Source organism: Pseudomonas sp. TWR1-1-4 (assembly GCF_049897165.1).
In the GTDB taxonomy this organism is placed as follows: domain Bacteria; phylum Pseudomonadota; class Gammaproteobacteria; order Pseudomonadales; family Pseudomonadaceae; genus Aquipseudomonas; species Aquipseudomonas canadensis.
On record NZ_JAFCVS010000006.1, the window covers coordinates 471,133 to 491,474 of the forward strand.

At 60.6% G+C, this 20,342-nt stretch carries 20 protein-coding genes; 14 read left to right on the forward strand and 6 right to left on the reverse strand.

The annotated features are described in order from the left end of the window. Positions 1-52 precede the first annotated feature (52 nt). On the reverse strand, positions 53-1,228 hold the full coding sequence (locus ACP7C6_RS21335) for a tetratricopeptide repeat protein (protein WP_028615311.1): 1,176 nt from the start codon (positions 1,226-1,228) through the stop codon (positions 53-55). A gap of 175 nt (positions 1,229-1,403) precedes the next feature. Between ACP7C6_RS21335 and ACP7C6_RS21340 the strand changes: the two genes are divergently transcribed. From ACP7C6_RS21340 to ACP7C6_RS21355, 4 genes are all read left to right on the forward strand, one after another. Next, complete coding sequence (locus ACP7C6_RS21340) at positions 1,404-1,574, forward strand: YhfG family protein (protein WP_016979054.1); 171 nt, start codon at positions 1,404-1,406, stop codon at positions 1,572-1,574. Beyond that, the gene (locus ACP7C6_RS21345) at positions 1,574-2,173 is read left to right on the forward strand and encodes a putative adenosine monophosphate-protein transferase Fic (protein ID WP_426109205.1); all 600 of its coding nucleotides are present in this window, start codon (positions 1,574-1,576) and stop codon (positions 2,171-2,173) included. Before ACP7C6_RS21340 ends, ACP7C6_RS21345 begins: the two co-directional genes overlap by 1 nt. A 266-nt stretch (positions 2,174-2,439) precedes the next feature. Further along, the gene (locus tag ACP7C6_RS21350) at positions 2,440-3,087 is read left to right on the forward strand and encodes a DUF1493 family protein (RefSeq protein WP_426109206.1); all 648 of its coding nucleotides are present in this window, start codon (positions 2,440-2,442) and stop codon (positions 3,085-3,087) included. Between the two features lie 91 nt (positions 3,088-3,178). Further along, positions 3,179-4,042: a DMT family transporter gene (locus tag ACP7C6_RS21355; protein WP_353631954.1), complete on the forward strand. Its 864-nt coding sequence runs from the start codon at positions 3,179-3,181 to the stop codon at positions 4,040-4,042. 57 nt (positions 4,043-4,099) lie between these two features. On the opposite strand, the gene ACP7C6_RS21360 is transcribed toward ACP7C6_RS21355, so the two are convergent. Together ACP7C6_RS21360 and hslO are read right to left on the reverse strand one after the other, a co-directional pair. Further along, complete coding sequence (locus ACP7C6_RS21360) at positions 4,100-5,641, reverse strand: phosphoenolpyruvate carboxykinase (RefSeq protein WP_016979047.1); 1,542 nt, start codon at positions 5,639-5,641, stop codon at positions 4,100-4,102. Between the two features lie 179 nt (positions 5,642-5,820). Continuing rightward, complete coding sequence (gene hslO / locus ACP7C6_RS21365) at positions 5,821-6,723, reverse strand: Hsp33 family molecular chaperone HslO (RefSeq protein WP_028615307.1); 903 nt, start codon at positions 6,721-6,723, stop codon at positions 5,821-5,823. Positions 6,724-6,827: 104 nt separating this feature from the next. Between hslO and ACP7C6_RS21370 the strand changes: the two genes are divergently transcribed. Continuing rightward, positions 6,828-7,631, forward strand: a complete 804-nt coding sequence (locus ACP7C6_RS21370) for a phosphatase PAP2 family protein (protein WP_028615306.1) — start codon at positions 6,828-6,830, stop codon at positions 7,629-7,631. Positions 7,632-7,747: 116 nt separating this feature from the next. Here ACP7C6_RS21370 and ACP7C6_RS21375 read toward each other — a convergent pair whose 3' ends face one another. Further along, positions 7,748-8,155, reverse strand: coding sequence for an RNA-binding S4 domain-containing protein (locus ACP7C6_RS21375; protein ID WP_028615305.1), 408 nt, complete (start codon positions 8,153-8,155; stop codon positions 7,748-7,750). 116 nt (positions 8,156-8,271) lie between these two features. On the opposite strand from ACP7C6_RS21375, the gene ACP7C6_RS21380 reads away from it, so the two are divergent. From ACP7C6_RS21380 to rimK, 3 genes are read left to right on the forward strand one after another with little or no spacing between them, the layout of a single operon-like run. Next, entirely contained in the window at positions 8,272-9,051 is a 780-nt protein-coding gene (locus ACP7C6_RS21380) for an EAL domain-containing protein (protein WP_028615304.1), read from the forward strand. Positions 9,052-9,097: 46 nt separating this feature from the next. Beyond that, positions 9,098-9,547, forward strand: coding sequence for an ATP-dependent zinc protease family protein (locus tag ACP7C6_RS21385; RefSeq protein ID WP_170949822.1), 450 nt, complete (start codon positions 9,098-9,100; stop codon positions 9,545-9,547). After that, the gene (gene rimK / locus ACP7C6_RS21390; protein WP_010214091.1) at positions 9,544-10,449 is read left to right on the forward strand and encodes a 30S ribosomal protein S6--L-glutamate ligase; all 906 of its coding nucleotides are present in this window, start codon (positions 9,544-9,546) and stop codon (positions 10,447-10,449) included. Before ACP7C6_RS21385 ends, rimK begins: the two co-directional genes overlap by 4 nt. A 48-nt stretch (positions 10,450-10,497) precedes the next feature. Here the strand turns inward: rimK and ACP7C6_RS21395 are convergent, their stop codons facing one another. Together ACP7C6_RS21395 and ompR are read right to left on the reverse strand one after the other, a co-directional pair. Beyond that, complete coding sequence (locus ACP7C6_RS21395) at positions 10,498-11,811, reverse strand: ATP-binding protein (protein ID WP_021491614.1); 1,314 nt, start codon at positions 11,809-11,811, stop codon at positions 10,498-10,500. Positions 11,812-11,928: 117 nt separating this feature from the next. Then, on the reverse strand, positions 11,929-12,669 hold the full coding sequence (ompR, locus tag ACP7C6_RS21400; protein ID WP_016979041.1) for a two-component system response regulator OmpR: 741 nt from the start codon (positions 12,667-12,669) through the stop codon (positions 11,929-11,931). Positions 12,670-13,025: 356 nt separating this feature from the next. Here ompR and ACP7C6_RS21405 point away from each other — a divergent pair, with 356 nt between their 5' ends. From ACP7C6_RS21405 to tauC, 6 genes are all read left to right on the forward strand, one after another. Continuing rightward, on the forward strand, positions 13,026-15,350 hold the full coding sequence (locus ACP7C6_RS21405) for a Tex family protein (protein ID WP_028615303.1): 2,325 nt from the start codon (positions 13,026-13,028) through the stop codon (positions 15,348-15,350). Further along, positions 15,350-15,733 carry a PaaI family thioesterase gene (locus ACP7C6_RS21410; RefSeq protein WP_016979039.1) on the forward strand — a complete coding sequence of 128 codons (384 nt, stop codon included), beginning with the start codon at positions 15,350-15,352 and terminating at the stop codon, positions 15,731-15,733. Before ACP7C6_RS21405 ends, ACP7C6_RS21410 begins: the two co-directional genes overlap by 1 nt. Positions 15,734-15,947: 214 nt before the next feature. Then, entirely contained in the window at positions 15,948-17,531 is a 1,584-nt protein-coding gene (gene gshA, locus ACP7C6_RS21415; protein ID WP_426109207.1) for a glutamate--cysteine ligase, read from the forward strand. Between the two features lie 203 nt (positions 17,532-17,734). Further along, positions 17,735-18,712 carry a taurine ABC transporter substrate-binding protein gene (gene tauA, locus ACP7C6_RS21420; protein ID WP_426109208.1) on the forward strand — a complete coding sequence of 326 codons (978 nt, stop codon included), beginning with the start codon at positions 17,735-17,737 and terminating at the stop codon, positions 18,710-18,712. 16 nt (positions 18,713-18,728) lie between these two features. Continuing rightward, entirely contained in the window at positions 18,729-19,508 is a 780-nt protein-coding gene (gene tauB / locus ACP7C6_RS21425) for a taurine ABC transporter ATP-binding subunit (protein ID WP_426109209.1), read from the forward strand. After that, the gene (gene tauC, locus ACP7C6_RS21430; protein WP_028615298.1) at positions 19,505-20,341 is read left to right on the forward strand and encodes a taurine ABC transporter permease TauC; all 837 of its coding nucleotides are present in this window, start codon (positions 19,505-19,507) and stop codon (positions 20,339-20,341) included. Before tauB ends, tauC begins: the two co-directional genes overlap by 4 nt. Position 20,342: the final 1 nt, after the last annotated feature.

Sequence of the window (20,342 nt, forward strand, 5' to 3'; positions counted from 1 at the left end):
AACAAACAACGCGCCAATGGGGCGCGTTGTCGGTAAACGTGTTGGCTATCGATCAGCGGTTCTGCACCCGCTCAATCGCCGTGTCGTACACCGGGTTGGCCTTTTGCTCCTTGGCCAACTGGTAGTGACGCAACGCATCGGCAAACTGCCCCGCCGCTTCATAGATCCGCGCAATGTTGTAATAGGCGCCAGCACGCACCGTCGCAGCATTCGCACCGGTTGCCAGGGCGATGGCCTTGCGATTGGCCCAGATCGACTCGGCCGTGTTGCCAGCCTTCTGATACGCCAAGCCCAGGTTGCCGTAGGCCTTGCCGAAACCATTGTCCAACTCGATCGCCTGACGGAACAGGTCGATGGCCTGGTCGAGGTTACCCGCCTGGTAGGCCGCTTCACCTTGGACGTTCAGACGTTTCGCATCGGTTTGTGCGGAAGAGCTGACCGCAACAGCGGTCACGGCCACGCTGTCATCCAGCAGCGGTTTGACTTCGTTCAGCACATTCGCGGCATTCACGGTCACGCCGCTGAAGGTGTTGATGTCCTGGAAGTCGCCGCTGCCAGTCATGCGGAACACGGTCCACAGGTTACCGCTGCGGTTTTTCGGCACGTAGTAGGTGCGTACCAGGGATTGGCCCATGTACACAAACACCTTGGCTTCGCTGTTGGACAGTTGGCGCGAGCTTGGATTGCCGCCGTTGGTGAAGTCATGCACGGCATACACGTAGCTTTCGCCGTAGTGCTTTTTCTGCAGAGTGATGGTTTCCGGGCCGTAACTGTCGACGTCGTCCACATCCAGTTCGGCGTCGGTGCCGGTCTTGTTCTCGAAGTAGATATTATTGCCGGGGAAGATCATGTGGGAGTCGAGGTCTTCCGGGGTTTTGCCCCAGGTCAGTACCACGCGCAGCCCGTCGAGGTTTTCCATGACCGGGCTGATGGCGTAGGTCATGCCTTTGCACGGGCACTTCACCACCAGGTTGGAGTAGCCGGGTTTCTTGATGATCAGCAGGCTGGTGGCGTCGTCAGCAGCTTCGCTGGTCAGCGTGACCTGGCCCTGGGCGTTGGTGCGGCCCACCACGTTTTGCGCGCCGTTGCGCTGCAGCAGCACTTCGGCGTCGGCGATTTTCTGGTCCTTGACCACCGCACTGAGCACTTCAATCGGCAATTGCTCGGCCTGGACCGAAAACGCCACCGCACACAAAGACATCGCCGAGGCGACACGCAGCAAACCCATGCTTAACTCCCTTTAAGTAGTGGACGGAATCGCCCTACAAGATTTTGCGGTGAAACATACGCTGAAATCCGGCCGCTGGCGGAATTTTTGTACAGAATGTGACGTGGTTTTTATCACGCCTACCTACTGAAGCATTGCGCTACAATCAAGCCTTGCTACCCAGGAGTACGCTGCCATGAGCGAACCGACGTTTGAGCAAAAACAGGATCACTACCACAAGATCCGCCGTTCCAATTACCTGGCCAGCCTGCGCCTCGAAGGGTTCGACACCCAACCGGCCGACGTCGACAAACCCCTGCCGACCCGCGAAGCCGTCCTCGCCAAGTACCGCAACACCCCACGCTGATGCTCGACAAATACGGGGTGGGCCAGGATCCGTACTGCTATCCCGGTAGCAGCGTCCTGCGCAACCGCCTCGATTTGCACGACGAGACCCGCTTGCACCAGGCCGAGCGGGAGTTATCCGAAATCGCCGTAGGCAACCTTCCCCTCTTCCCACCGCCCTACGACCTCGACCGCCTGCAACATATCCACCGCACCCTGTTCGGCGACCTCTACGACTGGGCCGGCGAATTGCGCAGCGTCAATATCCAGAAAGGCGATACCCTGTTCTGCACCCCGGAACGCATCCCGCCGGAAGCGGCAAAGATCATCCGGCGTATGCAAGCGTCCAACTGGTATGTCGGTGTGAGTCAGGCTGAGCTGATCACGCAGATTGCCGAGGCCTACGGCGACCTCAACGTCATCCACCCCTTCCGCGAAGGCAACGGCCGGGCGCAACGGATCTTGTTCGAGCAGATCATCGTCAACGCGGGGTTTTCGGTGAATTGGTGGCTGGTGAAACACGCGGCGTGGATACCGGCGAATATTGATGCGGTGGCGTGTGATTACCGGGGGTTGGAGGCGATTTTTGAGCGGTGTGTGACTCGGCCTGTCAGCAACTGATCACACGCCAGCTCGACCCACACCACTCACCTGTTTTGCTGTTAAGTCACTGCAAGCCGCAAATCCCGGAAAGCCCTGTAAGAAACCTCCATACGCCTCGACATCCCCTTCCGAAACTACTTGAAACTCCTGCCCGCCACTCTACAAAACCCACCTTTCTCTGACCGAAACTAGCGCCCTTTCAACAGACCCTGGCAAACACCTTTGAACATCGAAAGGACTCAACATATCGGCCATGGATCTACAGCTCCGGAGTGGCCAAGACGATGAGCGAATACACCCAGTGGATCTATCTGCTCGTCCTCCTCGCACTGGCCGCCATAATCGACAGGATAATAACGTTGCCCGTACTCAGGAGATGGGCTGGACGCTGCCTCTTGGTAACCGGCCCAGTACTTCTGTTCTATGCCACCTCATGGATCAGAGGGGCACAGCTTGAAAGTTTGCCGATAATTGCCTTTGTGACAGGCATCGGGTTGTTGAGCACCCAAAATATCTATTGCAAAGTAAGCAAAGTAAAAGCCAATCACCCACTCCTGCGTGCCCCCACCATGAACCTCGCCCCCAACTTGCCCGAAGACCCCGTCATGCAGCAACTCCTGCAACTGCTGCACGAGGAAATCGGCCTGCCAAGACACAAGACGATCCGCTTGCAAACCTCAATCAACTTCGACCTCGGCTGCGACGGCAGTGAGGCCAAGCAACTGATGGAAGCACTGGAGCAGGAATTTGCGCTCGACCTGGGCGACTTCGACACTTATCGTTACTTCAATCCGCCGACGTTCGATGTGTTTCTCAAACGCCGCGCCAAGAGCCGCGGCGAAAAAGTGCCGCTGACGCTGGGCATGCTCTACCTGGCCATCAAGACCCACAGCTGGGACACGCAGACGCTGGAAAACCTGAGCTCACTGTAGGAGCCGGCTTGCCGGCGATGGCGGTCCTGAGGGCCTCCTCGCCGGCAAGCCGGGCTCCTACAGGAAATTGAGCCTTCGAAAAGGACCTTACATGGACGTAATGATGGGCCTGCTGGCCGCCCTGCTCTGGGGTGGTACGGATTTTCTCGTGGGCCTCAACGCCCGAGCCGTGGGCGTTAAACGCGCGGTGTATTTCGGTCAGGCCTTGGGCTTTCTGATCATGACCCTGCTGTTGGTCATTCTCCCAAGCTTGCTGTTCAAATCCCTCGACGCCCCGCTGAGCGTCTGGCTCCTGGGCGTCGCCGCCGCCCTGCTCACCGTCTCCGGCGCCCTTGCGCTGTCCAAGGCCTTCGCCCTTGGCAAAGCCGCCATCGTCGCGCCGCTGGTGACGTCCTACGGCGTGGTGACCACACTGCTGTCCTGGGCCAGCGGCGAGCACATCAGCCTGACGCAACTGGGCTGCATCGCCGTGTGCGTGATCGGCGTGATCCTCTCCAGCATTCATAAGGACAACGGCGTCCCCCACAACAATCCACGCCTGTCCATCGCCTACGCCATGCTCGCCGCCTTGCTGTATGGCACCAGTTTCTGGCTGCAAGGCCGCTACACACTGCCGGCGCTGGGACCGATCACCATGCTCTGGCTCGGTTACCTGGTGGGGCTATGCGTATTGGTGGTGATGGTGCTGAAGATCAAGGACGGCCTGAAAATCCCACCGCTGAAAAACTGCGCGACGCTGACCGGTGCGAGCTTGATGAACCTGGGTGGGTTCTCGGCGTTTTCCTGGGGGGCGATGGCGGGGTCGGTGTCGGTGGTGACGGTGATCAGTACGTTGTCAGGTGGTATTGCGGCGATTTTGGGGTTTGTGTTTTTCAAGGAGCGGTTGTCGGTGGTGCAGGTATTGGGCGTCGTGCTGGTACTGGTCGGCGCAGTGGTTCTGCACATCGCCGACTAAGCGTTCGCGCACAAAAAAGCCGCCTGCAAGAGGCGGCTTTTTCACAACGCTCGAATCTTACAACTTAGGACCCGCAGCCTTGATCGCATCGCTCACTTCAAACTTCTTGAAGTTCTCGATGAACAGACCCGCCAGCGCCTTCGCCGCTTCGTCGTAGGCAGCCTTGTCAGCCCAGGTGTTACGTGGGTTCAACAGGCCGGTTTCAACGCCCGGTACGGCCAGTGGCACGTCGAGGTTGATCGTGTCGAGGTGTTCGGTTTCTGCACCGATCAACGCGCCGCTCTGGATCGCTGCGATCACGCCGCGAGTGGTCGGGATGTTGAAACGGTTGCCAACGCCGTAGCCGCCGCCGGTCCAGCCGGTGTTGACCAGGTAGACCTTGGAGCCGAAGCCGCGGATGCGCTTGATCAGCAGCTCAGCGTATTCGCCAGCCGGGCGCGGGAAGAACGGTGCGCCGAAGCAGGTGGAAAAGGTCGACTTGATGCCGCCGCCGGAACCCATTTCGGTCGAGCCCACCAGTGCGGTGTAACCGGACAGGAAGTGGTAGGCCGCTTGTTCTTCGCTGAGGATCGACACAGGCGGCAGTACGCCGGTCAGGTCGCAGGTCAGGAAGATCACCGCGTTTGGCTCGCCGCCCAGGTTCTTCTCGGAACGCTTGGCAACGTGCTCCAGCGGGTAGGCGGCGCGGCTGTTCTGGGTCAGGCTGACGTTGGTGTAGTCGGCGTGCTTGGCCTCGTCGATCACCACGTTTTCCAGCACGGCGCCATGCTTGATGGCTTTCCAGATGACCGGCTCGTTCTTCTCGGACAGGTCGATGCACTTGGCATAGCAACCGCCTTCGATGTTGAACACCACGCCTTCACCCCAGCCGTGTTCGTCGTCACCGATCAGGTAACGGCTTTCGTCGGCGGACAGGGTGGTTTTACCGGTGCCCGACAGACCAAAGAACAGGGTCACGTCGCCTGCTTCGCCGATGTTGGCAGCGCAGTGCATCGGCAGCACGTCGGAAGCCGGCAGCAGGAAGTTCTGCACCGAGAACATGGCTTTCTTCATCTCACCGGCGTAACGCATGCCGGCGATCAGCACTTTCTTCTGGGCGAAGTTGAGGATCACGCAACCGTCGGAGTTGGTGCCATCACGTTCTGGCACGCACTCGAAGTTGGCCACGTTGAGCACTTGCCATTCTTCACGACCGGCCGGGTTGTACTGGGCCGGGTTGATGAACAGGCAACGACCGAACAGGTTCTGCCAGGCAGTCTGGGTGGTCATTTTCACGGCCAGGTAGTGGTCTTCAGCCGCCCCTACGTGAACGTGGGAAACGAAATGCTCTTGCGCGTTGTTGAATGCCTCGACGCGAGCCCACAGGGCATCGAACTTGTCGGCAGGGAACTTGCGGTTGATCGGGCCCCAGGCGATGGAAGCCTGGGTGGAAGGCTCTTCAACGATGAAACGGTCGACCGGCGAACGGCCAGTACGGTGACCGGTTTCGACGACCAGCGCGCCAGTATCGGCGAGCACGCCTTCACCACGCTGCAGGGCTTCTTTAACCAGATCGTCAACACTCAGATCGGTGTATACGGCGTTGTTGGCTTGCGTCATGAGGTTCCCCGTCGGCCTATGGCCGAGTGCTCCAAACGTTTTGTAGTAGAAAGTTGCGCACTACTACCGCGAAAAAAGTGGGCCGGATTATGCCAGAAAAGCCCAAAAAGAGTAGGGCCCTCCCGTCAGAACTGCGCTAATCCGGCGTTTGTCAGGTGATTTACCTGTGCTTAAACGTTTTAGTGGCGGGTGTCGGAAGGGGTGTCGATGCCTGCGCCGGCGAACAATTGGGCGACATCAGCCGCGTCGAACAGGTAGCGTTCGTTGCAGAACTGGCAGTCGATCTCGATATGGCCGCCGTGCTCCACCACCAGGTTTTGCGCATCTTCCAGGCCTAGGCTGACCAAGGCATTGGCCGAACGCTCGCGCGAGCAGCTGCAATTGAAGTGCAGGCCTTGTGCGTCAAACAGTCGCACGGCTTCTTCGTGGTACAGGCGATGCAGGATGGTTTCGTTGTCCAGGCCCAGTTGCTCTTCAGCGGTGAGGGTGCCGGCCAGCGCCGTCAGCTTACGCCAGCTGTCAGTGCGCTCGTCTTCGTCCTTGATGCGATCTGGTGGCAATTGCTGCAACAGCATCCCGCGGGCGCGTTTGCCGTCGGCGTTGAGCCAGAACTTGGTGCCGACCTGCTGGGACATCACGAAATAGTTGGTGAAGCAGTCCGACAGGGTTTCGCCGTCCAGATCGACGATACCTTGGTAGCGCTGGCCCTCAGTCGGATCGACGGTGATCGCCAGCACGCCGTTGGCCATCAGGTTGGACAACGTGGCGTCCGGGGCAATCTGGTCGGCTTCGTAACGGGCCAAACCACGGATTTCGCGCTCGCTGGAGCATTCGATCATCAGCATCGGCACCGGCCCTTCGGAGCGTGCCTGCAGGATCAACAACCCGTCGAATTTCATGGTGCCCACCAGGAGCGCCGCCGCCGCCATCAGCTCCCCGAGCAGTTGCGCGACCGGCTCCGGATAGGGGTGCTTGGCAAGGACTTCGGCATAGCTGCGCTCCAACGAGACCAGCTCGCCGCGGGCGTCGCTCTCGTCAAAGATGAAGCGTTGGGTGAAGTCGGTATCCGGTAGATCAGTCATAGGTCTGGGTATCTGAATTGATGACAAATTGATTACAAAGTTTATAGAATTAAACGCTTTAGCACCGTTTTGGTGCGGTTTTCTAGAGCCGTGAGGGACAGTTTATGAACAATCCGGGTTTGTTCCAAGCCAAGTGGAACCTCGGGCGATGGGCCTTCTGCAATCTACTGGCTATCGGGCTGCTGTGTTTCTGGCTGTGGCCCACGGGCCAGATGCTGTGTGTGCTTTTCGACGAGTGGCTGTTTCATCTGCTCAATGACCCGCTGGCCAGCAACTCGACCTGGCTGCACGTGTGGGCGGTAGCCAGTCTGCGGCCGTTCGATGCGGTGGTCGGGGTCATCCTGCTGGCGCTGTTGATTCGCGGCGACTGGGTGTTCAAGGCCGTGCAGGTGCGCCAGGCACTGTTCGGTTTTGTCGGCGTTCTGCTGCTGTTGCTGTTTATCCGCATGCTGTTTTCCAAATTCGCGGCGCACATGGGCTGGCAACACAGCAGCCCATCGATGGTGATCAGCGGAGCGATCCAGATGAGCGACTACTTCCCGGGGCTGGAAAAGACCTGGGAATTGAAGGATCGCTCGAGCCAGAGTTTTCCAGGGGATCACGCATCGGTGCTGTTGATCTGGGGGATGTTCATGACGGTGTTCGCCAAGCGCGTCGGCCAGTTGCTCGTGATCTGGGGCCTGGCGCTGCTGTTCATGATGCCGCGCCTGGTGGCTGGTGCCCATTGGGGCCAGGACGATTACATCGGCGGCGTATTGCTGGCGCTGTTGGCGCTGGGGTGGGGGTATTACACGCCGTTCGCAGCGAAGGTGTCGGCTGGGTTGCTGCGGCTCACGGCGCCGGTGTTCGGGCTGGCTGCACGCCTACCAATCGTCGGGCGAATGAGCGTCGTTAGAACTGCGCAATAATTTGTGGTGAGCGAGCTTGCTCGCGCTGGGCTGCGGAGCGGCCTCAAAAAAACGGGAGCGCTACGCACTCCAGCGCGGGGCAAGCCCGCTCACCACACAGGCCCATTCGACTCAGGCTAGTCGTCATTGCCGCTGCCGCGAAACTTGAACAGATCGCGGCGCTGTTTCTTGCTCGGCTTGCCATCGGTGGTCATACCGGTGGCGCCCGCCTTGCGCATGGCGGCCGCGTTTTCACGCTTGGCGATGCTGGCTTCGGTCTCGGTGTACAACGCCTGTGCTTCAGGCGCACCACGGCGCACGATGGAAAGCGCCTGAACCACGACCGTCTTTTCATCAAATCCAACACGAATCTGCAACTCATCGCCGACACGTGGCTCTTTGCCTGGCTTGCAGCGCTCGCCACGATGATGCACCTTGCCGCTCTCGATAGCGGCCTTCGCCAGGGCACGGGTTTTATAGAAACGCGCCGCCCATAGCCACTTGTCCAGACGGACCTTTTCTTCCTCTTCCTGCTTTTGAGCCACTTGAATTCCTCGCTCTGAAAAATGTCGCAACTTTACCGTTGAAACCCTTCGACGCATAAACCCCAAGGCTCACCTAAGATACGCCAGGTAGCACCCTGTTTTCGCGAGGATATGCTGTGACCGAATTCCCCCTTTCACTCACCTCGCCCAACCAGCGCTGCGTGGGTTGCCAGCAAAGCGAGCCCCTCGGGTTCGATTTTGCATTCGCTTACCAGCCTATCGTAGACCTGCGGGATCATTCGATCTTTGCCCACGAGGCCCTGGTGCGTGGCCCCCACGGCGAAGGGGCTCTGTCGGTGCTCGACCAGGTCAACGAAAGCAACCGCTACCGCTTCGACCAACGCTGTCGAACCCAGGCAATTGCCGGGGCAGCGGCCCTTGGCATGCAAACCCACCTTTCGATCAACTTCATGCCCAACGCCGTGTACCGTCCGGAATTGTGCATCCGTAGCACCCTGGAGGCGGCTCGCGCGCATAATTTTCCGTTGAACCAGCTGATTTTCGAGACACTCGAAAGCGAGCACGTAGATAACTATCGCCATTTGACGAATATTCTGCGTGAATACCGCGAATTCGGCTTCAAGACCGCCATCGACGATTTCGGCGCGGGCTATTCGGGGCTGAACCTGCTGGCCGATTTCCAACCTGACTTGATCAAACTCGACATGGCGCTGATTCGCGATGTCGATCAGGATCGTGTTCGTCAGGTCATCGTTCAGGGAATTGTCACAATCTGTGAGCAGTTGGGGGTTACTGTCATCGCCGAAGGCATCGAAAGTGCCGGCGAGCGTGACTTCCTGTCCGACTGCGGAATTTTTCTGATGCAGGGCTATTGGTTCGCCAAGCCTGCATTCAAGGCCCTGGCCGAGGTTTCCCCTCAGGCCTGGGCGAATTGATCGGTTACCCATATTGAAGACATTTGACCATTTGACCGTTGTGGGTCTGCGTGAATGGGTGGCACTTCCCGACTTGGGAGTGGCAGGCCTGCGCGCAAAGATCGACACCGGTGCCAGCACCTCAAGCCTGCACGCTACCGATATTGAGCCATTTGAGCGCGACGGTGAGAAGTGGGTGCGTTTTACCGCGCACCTGGGCAGCGTTGTGCAACTGCGTCACCGCCGCTGCGAAGCGCCCCTGGTGACGATGAAAACCATCAAGAGCTCCAACGGGCATGCGCAGGTGCGCTATGTCATCAGCACCACCCTGGCGCTGGGTGATCGGGTATGGCGGGTGGAGTTCACCCTGGCCTGCCGCAAAGCCATGCGTTACCGGCTGTTGCTGGGCTCCAAAGCCTTGATTGACGGCCAACTGGTGGTCAACCCCGGCATCAAGTACGTTCAAGACAAGCCGGTGTTCCCGGTCTCTACTCTTTCTGTCCCAGGTGCTGCATGAAGATTGCTGTGCTGTCGCGAAACCCGCGTCTGTATTCCACCCGCCGCCTGGTTGAGGCCGGCACCGAACGTGGCCACGAAATGGTGGTGATCGACACGTTGCGGGCCTATATGAACATTGCCAGCCACAAGCCGCAGATCCACTACCGGGGCAAGCCGCTGGAGGGGTTTGATGCGGTGATCCCACGTATCGGCGCTTCGGTGACGTTCTATGGCTGCGCAGTGTTGCGCCAGTTTGAAATGATGGGGGTGTTCCCCCTCAATGAGTCGGTCGCCATTGCCCGTTCACGGGACAAGTTGCGCTCGCTGCAGTTGCTGTCGCGCCGGGGTATCGGCCTGCCAGTGACGGGCTTTGCCCACTCTCCCGACGACATCCCCGACCTGATCGACATGGTCAACGGCGCACCGCTGGTGATCAAGGTGCTGGAAGGCACCCAAGGTATCGGCGTGGTGCTGTGTGAAACCGCGACAGCGGCGGAGTCCGTGATCGAGGCATTCATGGGCCTCAAGCAGAACATCATGGTGCAGGAATACATCAAGGAAGCCGGCGGTGCGGACATCCGCTGCTTCGTGGTGGGCGACAAGGTGATTGCAGCGATGAAGCGCCAGGCGAAGCCGGGGGAGTTCCGCTCCAACCTGCACCGTGGCGGCAGCGCCAGCCTGATCAAGATCACCCCGGAAGAACGCATGACCGCGCTGCGGGCCGCCAAGGTGATGGGGTTGAGTGTGGCGGGTGTGGATATCCTGCGCTCCAATCACGGGCCGCTGGTGATGGAGGTGAATTCGTCACCGGGCCTGGAAGGCATTGAAACCACCACGGGCAAGGACGTGGCGGGGATCATCATTCAGCATCTGGAGAAGAATGGTGGGCCGAATATGACCAGGACCAAAGGCAAGGGCTGACCCCAGCGTAATACCTGTAGGAGCCGGCTTGCCGGCTCCTACACAAGGTCAGACCGCGTCGCGGGGCAACATCAGCCCAAGCGGCAAACGCACGCGCGCCTCCAGGCCACCTTCTTCGCGGTTGCGTAGCTCAACATTGCCGCCATGCATCGAGGCTATACGCCGCACAATCGCCAACCCCAGGCCTGTCCCCTTGCCACCTCGGGCACGGTCGCCACGGGTAAAGGGGTTGAAGATGCCTTCCAACTCATCCGGGTCGATGCCCGCGCCACGGTCCATCACGCTCAGCACCACATACGGCGCAGCGCTGTCGCCAGACACATACGCCGCCACTTCCACGTCGGAACCGGCGTGGTGCAGGGCGTTGCCGATCAGGTTGTTCAACAGGCGTTTCATCGATACCCGACGCAACGCAAACGGCTGGATCGGCTCCAGGCGCATGCGCACCTGTTCACCGTTCTGGTTATAGGGCGCCACCACCTCTCGCACCAGGTCGGTCAGGTCGACTTCTTCCACCACTTCATCGCGGCCATCGCGGATAAACGCCAGGAACTGGTCGAGAATCGCGTCCATGTCCTCAATGTCGCGGACCATGTCGTCGGTGAGGTCGGTATGGTTGCCCATCAACTCCAGCGACAAACGCAGTCGCGTCAACGGGGTACGCAAGTCGTGGGACACCCCCGCCAGCATCAGCTCGCGCTCGCGGCCGGCCTGTTCGACGTCCTCCGCCATCTGGTTGAACGCGCCGTACACCTCGGTCATCTCACTGGGCGTGTCGCTGACCGGCAGGCGAACGCTGCGCCCCTGGCCCAATTGACGGGCGGCAAACACAAGGCGTTTTAAAGGCTGATTAAGCTGGCGCACGAAAATCCACGCCGACGCCGTTGAAAGCAAACCGATCGCCAGGAACCAGCCCAACACGTTCCAGATCTTCTGCCCCCGCAGCGGATGCGGGTAAAGCGGCACTTTCAGCCAATCCTCGCCCAGGCTTGGCGCACGCACCCACAACGCAGGCGACACGTGCATGCGCAGCCGCACCTCGGTGTCTTCACCGAGTTCGGCCTGCATCTGGCGCTGGTAGATCTCACTGTAGGGCCAATGCTGCTCGCCCTCCGGCACTCCCGCGCCGGCGACACGCACCAGGGTCGCGGCCTTGGCGATTTTCTCGCGGTTCTCAGGGTCCGCCGCCCAATAGGCGCGCAGCGTCAGGGCGACACCGTGGCTGTACTGTCGATCCACCAGCACGTCCTCGTTCATCAACAGATAAACCAGCGTGAGTGCCTTGGAAAACAGAACGACGATCAGCACCAGCCAAAGGGTGCGGGAGAAGAAACTTTGGGGGAACCACAGCGGGGTTTTCATAGAAGACTGCTAGATACCTTGCAGAAACGAGCGGCGCTCGCAGAATTGCAGACGCCGGACACCCCGCCGACTCTTATGGAGTCAAACGCCAGGATGCCCGCCCCTGCAAATCACCGATCAACTGGTTTTATTGCCGTCCGGCACAAACACATAACCCACGCCCCACACCGTCTGGATATACCGCGGCTTGGACGGGTCCGGCTCGATCATCCGGCGCAGACGGGAGATCTGCACGTCGATGGAGCGCTCCAGCGCATCCCATTCCCGGCCACGGGCCAGGTTCATCAGCTTGTCGCGGGTCAGCGGCTGGCGAGCGTTCATCACCAGAGCCTTGAGCACGGCGAATTCACCGGTAGTGAGCATGTGCACTTCATCGCCACGCTTGAGCTCACGGGTCGCCAGCGACAGTTCGTAGTCGCCAAAGGTGACACTCTCGTCTTCGCTACCTGGGGCACCTGGAACCGGCGGTGCCTGGCGACGCAGTACGGCTTTGACCCGAGCCATCAGTTCGTCAGGGTTGAACGGCTTGGCCAGGTAGTCATCGGCGCCCAGTTCAAGGCCCTTGATGCGGCTCAGCTCATCGCCCTTGGCGGTGAGCATGATGATTGGAATCTGGTTGTTTGCGCCGCGCAGGCGTTTGCAGGCGGTCAGGCCGTCTTCGCCGGGCAGCATCAGGTCGAGTACGACCAGGTTGAACACCTCACGCCCCAACAGGCGGTCCATCTGTTCGGTGTTCGGCACCGCGCGGGCCCGGTAGCCCTTGGAGTTGAAAAAACGCTCCAGCAGGCTACTCAGCCCCGGATCGTCATCAACGATGAGAATTTTTTCGCCTTCAGCAGTTTGTGCAGTGCTGCTCATTAGATGCTCCTCTTATCTCGGCGCGCATTATGGCCTAGCTGCCGTTATACGCACCGTGTGCATTGTTAGCAGATTTTTCCTCTACTGCCAGCGAACCCGCGCCGTACAACCGTTGGCGCAATCCCCCCCTAGGGCAGAACGCTGGTTATAATGCGGCGCCGTCGTGCAGGGCAACGTCCGATCGTTACCGTTTGATGCCGAGGCTTTTTTTACCCGCTTGTGTGATTTTTTCGATTTCGAGGGTCAATAGGCTGCCTCTTGACCCAGGCAGCGGCGCCAGTCGGGCCGCTCAACCAGCCTCCCAGGGCCTTGTTTTCCGGGCCTGCGAGCTGCTTTTCAGAATTTCAGGTGGTTTTATGGACAGCATCAACAGCCGCATCGCCGAGGAACTCGGTGTACGCCCACAACAGGTCGAAGCGGCCGTCGCTCTACTGGATGAAGGCTCCACAGTGCCTTTCATCGCCCGTTACCGTAAAGAAGTGACCGGCAGCCTCGACGACACCCAGTTGCGTCACCTGGAAGAGCGTCTGCGCTACCTGCGAGAACTCGACGAACGGCGCATCAGCATCCTCGCCAGCATCGAGGAACAGGGCAAGCTGACCCCACAGCTTGAGCGCGACATCAAGCTCGCCGACACCAAGACCCGCCTCGAAGACCTCTACCTGCCGTACAAGCAGAAGCGCCGCACCAAGGGCCAGATCGCCCTAGAAGCCGGCCTGGGCGAGCTGGCCGACGGCCTCTTCAACGACCCGTCGCTGACTCCGGACACCGAAGCCGCCCGGTTCATCAATGCCGAAAAAGGCGTTGCCGACGTCAAGGCCGCCCTCGAAGGCGCCAAGTACATCCTCATGGAGCGCTTCGCCGAAGACGCCAGCCTGCTGGAAAAACTGCGTACTTACCTGAAGCAGGAAGCCATTCTCAGTGCCCGCGTCATCGCCGGCAAAGAGGAGGAAGGCGCCAAGTTCCGCGATTACTTCGAACACGACGAACCGCTGAAAAGCATGCCGTCCCACCGTGCGCTCGCCATTTTCCGTGGTCGCAACGAAGGCATTCTCAGCTCTGCGCTGAAGGTCGGCGACGAATTGCCGGGCACCATGCACCCCTGTGAAGGCATGATCGGTCAACAATTCGGCATCCAGAATCAGAACCGTCCTGCGGACAAGTGGCTGGGTGAGGTGGTGCGCTGGACCTGGAAGGTCAAGCTCTACACCCACCTGGAAACCGACCTGCTCGGCGAGCTGCGCGACGGCGCCGAGACCGAGGCGATCAACGTGTTCGCCCACAACCTGCACGACCTGCTGCTGGCCGCCCCGGCAGGTCCGCGCGCCACCCTGGGCCTTGACCCGGGCCTGCGTACTGGCTGCAAGGTCGCCGTGGTCGACTCCACCGGCAAGCTGTTGGACCACGCCACGGTGTATCCGCATGTGCCGCACAACAAATGGGACCAGACCCTCGCGATCCTGGCCGCCCTGTGCGCCAAGCACGCGGTGGACCTGATCGCCATCGGCAACGGCACCGCCAGCCGTGAAACCGACAAACTGGCCGCCGAACTGATCAAAAAGTATCCCGCCATGAAGATGACCAAGGTCATGGTCTCCGAGGCCGGCGCTTCGGTGTACTCGGCGTCGGAACTGGCTTCCAAGGAATTCCCGGACCTCGACGTGTCGATCCGTGGCGCGGTGTCCATCGCCCGTCGCCTGCAGGATCCACTGGCCGAACTGGTGAAGATCGACCCTAAATCCATCGGCGTCGGCCAGTACCAGCACGATGTGTCGCAGCTGAAACTGGCGCGCGGCCTGGACGCGGTGGTGGAAGACTGCGTAAACGCCGTGGGCGTGGACGTGAATACCGCCTCTGTTGCATTGCTGGCACGTATTTCCGGCCTCAACGCCACCCTGGCACAGAATATCGTGACCCACCGTGACGAAAACGGCGCGTTCAAAACCCGTGCAGCGCTGAAAAAGGTCGCACGCCTGGGCGAGAAAACCTTCGAACAAGCCGCCGGTTTCCTACGCGTAATGAACGGCGACAACCCGCTGGATTCCTCCGCAGTCCACCCGGAAGCCTACCCGCTGGTGCAACGCATCGCCGCCGAGACCGACCGCGACATCCGCTCGCTGATCGGCGACGCCGCGTTCCTCAAGCGCCTGGATCCCAAGAAGTACACCGACGAAACCTTCGGCGTGCCGACCATCACCGACATTCTGCAAGAGTTGGAAAAACCGGGCCGCGACCCGCGTCCCGAGTTCAAGACTGCCGAGTTCCAGGACGGCGTCGAAGACCTCAAGGATCTGGAGCTGGGCATGATCCTCGAAGGCGTGGTCACCAACGTGACCAACTTCGGCGCCTTTGTGGACATCGGCGTGCATCAGGACGGTTTGGTGCATATCTCCGCGCTTTCGGAGAAATTCATCAAGGACCCGCGTGAAGCGGTGAAAGCCGGTGACGTGGTCAAGGTCAAGGTCATGGAAGTCGACATCCCACGCAAACGCGTTGGTCTGTCGATGCGCATGAGCGACACCCCCGGCGAGAAAATCGACGGTGCCCGTGGCGCGCGTCCGGGTTCGGCGCCGCGCCAGTCGCAGAACAACGCACCGCGCAAGGAAACCGCCACCGCAGCGCCAAGCAACAACGCCATGGCCTCGCTGTTCGCCAACGCCAAACAGTTGAAGAAACGCTGATGGAAATCCCTGCCGGTTTGACCCAGAGCGCGTTCAGCGAACTGATCGGCTGCCGCCTGCAACGCCTTGAAGAGGGCGTTGCCGAGGTGGCCCTGACCCTGGAGCCGCAACTGCGCAACCGCGCGGGCAAGCTCCATGGCGGGGCGATTTTCAGCCTGGTGGACATTACGATGGGGCTGGCGTGTTCCAGCTCCCATGGTTTCGACCAGCAGAGCGCGACCATCGAGTGCAAGATCAACTATATCCGCGCCGTGTCTGACGGTGACGTGCTGTGCACCAGCCGAGTGATTCATGCCGGTCGCCGCACGTTGGTGGTCGAGGCAGACGTGTATCAAGACGAAAGACTTGTCGCAAAAGCGCAGGGCACCTTCGCTGTCCTATAGCTCCCCACCCCCGATTTGAGTTAATTTCGGCGCTGCAATCACGGCGTCGGAATTTTCTCGCTGCGCTGTAGCCAAATTCATGGAGTGAAGTCGGCATTTTCAGAGCGGGTTAAATCGACTCTAAACCAGGCGATCACGCCAGTTTTAACTTCACCCTTGTAGACCGTCCTGCCCACCCCCATATTGGGGCGACTGACGCGTGAAGGAATCCAACTTGAGCGAACTTCTCAACCGCCGCCTGGCCCTGCTCGGCAAGCGCGAACACCTCTCCCTGCTAGAGCAGTGCTTGCACGGCATCGAGCGCGAATGCCTGCGTGTCACCGGTGAGGGTCGACTGGCGCAAACGCCGCACCCTGAAGCCCTGGGCGCCGCGTTGACCCACGAACAGATCACCACCGACTACTCGGAATCGCTGCTGGAGTTCATCACTCCCGCCCTGCCCAACCCGGCCGATACCCTGAGCAGCCTGGACAAGATCCATCGCTTTGCCTACACCAAGCTGGGCAGCGAATACCTGTGGAGCCCCTCGATGCCGTGCCCGTTGCCGGCCGAGGAAGATATTCCGATTGCCTACTACGGCACCTCCAATATCGGACAGCTCAAGTACGTGTATCGCAAGGGTCTGGCCCTGCGTTACGGCAAGACCATGCAGTGCATCGCTGGTATCCACTACAACTTCTCGTTACCGGAAGCGCTGTGGCCGTTGCTCAAAGAGACGGAAGGGTTTGTCGGCACCGACCGCGATTACCAGTCCACCGCCTATATCGCGCTGATCCGTAACTTCCGTCGCTACAGCTGGCTGCTGATGTACCTGTTCGGCGCATCCCCTGCCCTGGACGCCGGTTTCCTGCGCGGTCGTTCGCACCAACTGGAAGTGCTCGACGCCGATACGCTGTACCTGCCTTACGCCACCAGCCTGCGCATGAGCGACCTGGGTTATCAGAGCAATGCCCAGGCCGGCCTCACACCGTGCTACAACGACCTGGCCAGCTACACCGACAGCCTGCGCGAAGCGGTGGCAACGCCCTACGCGTCGTACGTCGAAATCGGCACGCATCAGGACGGTGAGTGGGTGCAACTCAACACCAACATCCTGCAGATCGAAAACGAGTACTACTCCAACATCCGCCCCAAGCGTGTGACTTACACCGGCGAACGGCCGATCCAGGCGCTGATGGCCCGTGGCATCCAGTACATCGAAGTGCGCTGCCTGGACATCAACCCCTTCCTGCCGATGGGTATCGACCTGCCGGAGTCGCGTTTCCTCGACGCCTTCCTGCTGTACTGCGCGTTGAACGACAGCCCGCTGTTCGCCGACAACGAGTGCGGTAACGCCACCTCCAACTTCCTCAGCGTGGTCAAGGAAGGTCGTCGTCCCGGCCTGCAATTGCAGCGTCAGGGCCAGCCTGTGGACATGAAGGAATGGGCTGCCGAACTGCTGGAGCAGATTGCGCCACTGGCCGCCTTGCTGGATGAGAGCCACGGCATCACCGAGCACAGCCAGGCGCTGGATGCTCAGCTGGCGAAGGTCAAGGATTCGTCCCTGACCCCGTCAGCCCAGGTGTTGGCGACGATGGCCGAGCGTAAGGAAAGTTTTGCGCAGTTCTCCCTGCACCAGAGCCAGTTGCACGCCGAGCATTTCCGTAAGGAGCCGTTGCCGGCTGAAGAGCAGGCGCGCTTTGAGGAGCTGGCACGGACCTCGCTGGCGCAGCAAGCTGAGTTGGAGCAGAACGAAGTGGGCGATTTCGATGTGTTTGTCGGATCGTACCAGGCCAGCATCCTCGCCATCAGCAACTGACTCACCCCCTTGATCGTTCCCACGCTTTGAATGGGAACGATCAACGAGCTGACACACCGGGCTCCTACAAGGGTTTTGTCGTATTAGCCGCGACCACATTTCCTCTCATAAGCTAATTCGAAAATGTTATTTATTTTCGGATTCTTAGATCATTTAGTCTCCTCACACGCCGACCCTCGGCCGCCTGATTGAGGAGCTTCCCCTTGAAACTGCTTACCCCTCTGCGCCTCTTGGCCGCATTGTCCCTGGCCGGTGCCAGCCTGTTTGCCCAGGCGGCGGATGTGACCATCGCTTACCAGACCACCGTGGACCCGGCCAAAGTCGCCCAGGCCGACGGCGCCTATGAAAAAGCCACCAACGCCAAGATCAACTGGCGCAAATTCGACAATGGCGCGGACATCATCGCCGCCATCGCGTCCGGCGATGTGCAGATCGGCTACCTCGGTTCGAGCCCGCTGACCGCTGCGATCACTCGCAAAGTGCCGGTGGAAACCTTCCTCGTCGCCACCCAGATCGGCGGTGCCGAAGCGCTGGTGGCGCGCAACGGCGCGGGGATTAACGGCCCGCAGGACCTGATCGGCAAAAAAATCGCCGTGCCATTCGTGTCCACCGGCCATTACAGCCTGTTGGCCGCGCTGAAACACTGGAACATCGACCCGTCCAAAGTGACCATCCTCAACCTCGCACCACCCGCCATCATCGCCGCCTGGAAGCGCGGTGATATCGACGCCACCTACGTATGGGACCCCGCCCTGGGTGTGGCCAAGGAAAACGGCAAGGTGCTAATCACCTCCGGCGAACTGGCCAAGTTCGGCGCGCCAACCTTCGATGCTTGGATCGTGCGTAAGGATTATGCCGAGAAGCACCCGGAAATCGTCACGGCGTTCGCCAAAGTGACGCTGGATGCCTACGCCGCCTACCGCAAAGACCCACAAGCCTGGCTCGCTGACAAAGGCAACGTCGACAAGCTGGTGAAACTCTCCGGCGCCAAGGCCAGCGACATCCCCCTGCTGCTGCAAGGCAACGTCTACCCGCTGGCCGCTGACCAAGTGACCCTGCTGGGCGCGCCAACCACCAAGGCCGTGACCGATACCGCCGCGTTCCTCAAGGAGCAAGGCAAGGTCGACGCCGTGCTGCCGGACTACGCCCCTTACGTCAGCGCCAAGTTCATTACTAACTGATCAGGAGTTCATTGCGATGGCCTTGCTACAACTGGAGCGCATCAGCGCACAGTACCCAGGCGCCACAGAACCGGTACTGTCAGACATTTCAATCGACCTGGGGCCCCAGCAATTGCTGGTGGCCCTCGGCCCGTCCGGCAGTGGCAAGACTTCGCTGTTGAACCTGATTGCCGGCTTTGTCGAACCGTCCGCCGGGCGCATTACCCTCGACGGCGTGCCGGTCAAAGGTCCGAGCGCCGAGCGCGGCGTGGTGTTCCAGGACGACGCCCTGCTGCCCTGGCAGGATGTGCTGGCCAACGTGGGCTTCGGCCTGGAGCTGGCCGGTGTGCCCAAGGCGCAACGCGAAGTGCGCGCTCGGGAGATGCTCGAGCTGGTGGACCTGGCCGGTTTCGACAGCCGCCGTATCTGGCAACTTTCCGGTGGGCAGAAGCAACGCGTAGGCCTGGCCCGCGCGTTGGCGGCCGACCCTCGCGTGTTGCTGATGGATGAACCCTTCGGCGCCCTCGATGCCTTCACCCGCGAACAGATGCAGGAGCTGCTGCTACAAGTCTGGCGGCGCACGGCCAAGCCGGTGTTCCTGATTACCCACGACATCGAAGAAGCGGTCTTCCTCGCTACTGACCTGATCCTGCTCGCGCCCAACCCTGGCCAGATCGTCGAACGCCTGAGCCTGGACTTTGGCCAACGCTACGCCGCCGGTGAGTCGGCGCGGGCGATCAAGTCCGACCTGCGATTTATCGAAACCCGCGAACACGTGCTGGGCAAAGTGTTCTCCCAACGGCAGGTGTCCGCATGAGCAGCTACGAACTTCCCGCCACCGCCACCAAGCCGGTGGCGCACGCAGTTGTCCCGGTGCGACGCAGCTTGAGCACCCGCTGGATCAGCCTGCTGACCCTGGTCGCCTTGCTGGTCATTTGGTGGGCCGTGACCGCCACCGGCTTGATCGAGCCGCTGTTCCTGCCACCGCCGTCCGCCGTGCTGCAAAAAGGCTGGCTGCTGGCGACCACGGGGTACATGGACTCAACCCTGTGGCAGCACCTGGGCGCGAGCCTCAGCCGTATCGGCCTGGGCCTGGGTTTTGCGGTGCTGACCGCCGTGCCGGTGGGGATTGCCATCGGCTCCAACCGGATTGCGCGGGGCATTCTCGACCCGCTGATCGAGTTCTACCGCCCGATTCCTCCCCTGGCTTACTTGCCGCTGATCGTGATCTGGTGCGGCATTGGCGAGCTGTCCAAGGTGCTGCTGATTTACCTGGCGATCTTCGCGCCGATTGCCATCGCCACCGCGACCGGCGTGCGCACGGTCGACCCGGCCAAGCTGCGCGCGGCGCAGTCGTTGGGCGCTACCCGCGCACAGCTGATTCGCCATGTGATCCTGCCGAGTGCCCTGCCCGACATCCTCACCGGCGTGCGCATCGGCCTGGGCGTGGGCTGGTCGACATTGGTCGCCGCCGAGCTGATCGCGGCCACCAGCGGCCTGGGGTTCATGGTGCAGTCGGCGGCGCAGTTCCTGGTCACTGACGTGGTGGTGCTGGGCATCCTCGTCATCGCCCTGATCGCCTTTGCCATGGAAATGGGCCTGCGTGCCCTGCAGCGTAAATGGGTGCCCTGGCATGGCCAGGCACATTGAG

Coding starts and splice junctions, on each gene's coding strand:
- ACP7C6_RS21335 (WP_028615311.1), bottom strand. CDS start 1,228: ATGGGTTTGCTGCGTGTCGCCTCGGCGATGTCTTTGTGTGCGGTGGCG.
- ACP7C6_RS21340 (WP_016979054.1), top strand. CDS start 1,404: ATGAGCGAACCGACGTTTGAGCAAAAACAGGATCACTACCACAAGATC.
- ACP7C6_RS21345 (WP_426109205.1), top strand. CDS start 1,574: ATGCTCGACAAATACGGGGTGGGCCAGGATCCGTACTGCTATCCCGGT.
- ACP7C6_RS21350 (WP_426109206.1), top strand. CDS start 2,440: ATGAGCGAATACACCCAGTGGATCTATCTGCTCGTCCTCCTCGCACTG.
- ACP7C6_RS21355 (WP_353631954.1), top strand. CDS start 3,179: ATGGACGTAATGATGGGCCTGCTGGCCGCCCTGCTCTGGGGTGGTACG.
- ACP7C6_RS21360 (WP_016979047.1), bottom strand. CDS start 5,641: ATGACGCAAGCCAACAACGCCGTATACACCGATCTGAGTGTTGACGAT.
- hslO (WP_028615307.1), bottom strand. CDS start 6,723: ATGACTGATCTACCGGATACCGACTTCACCCAACGCTTCATCTTTGAC.
- ACP7C6_RS21370 (WP_028615306.1), top strand. CDS start 6,828: ATGAACAATCCGGGTTTGTTCCAAGCCAAGTGGAACCTCGGGCGATGG.
- rimK (WP_010214091.1), top strand. CDS start 9,544: ATGAAGATTGCTGTGCTGTCGCGAAACCCGCGTCTGTATTCCACCCGC.
- ACP7C6_RS21395 (WP_021491614.1), bottom strand. CDS start 11,811: ATGAAAACCCCGCTGTGGTTCCCCCAAAGTTTCTTCTCCCGCACCCTT.
- ompR (WP_016979041.1), bottom strand. CDS start 12,669: ATGAGCAGCACTGCACAAACTGCTGAAGGCGAAAAAATTCTCATCGTT.
- ACP7C6_RS21405 (WP_028615303.1), top strand. CDS start 13,026: ATGGACAGCATCAACAGCCGCATCGCCGAGGAACTCGGTGTACGCCCA.
- ACP7C6_RS21410 (WP_016979039.1), top strand. CDS start 15,350: ATGGAAATCCCTGCCGGTTTGACCCAGAGCGCGTTCAGCGAACTGATC.
- tauB (WP_426109209.1), top strand. CDS start 18,729: ATGGCCTTGCTACAACTGGAGCGCATCAGCGCACAGTACCCAGGCGCC.
- tauC (WP_028615298.1), top strand. CDS start 19,505: ATGAGCAGCTACGAACTTCCCGCCACCGCCACCAAGCCGGTGGCGCAC.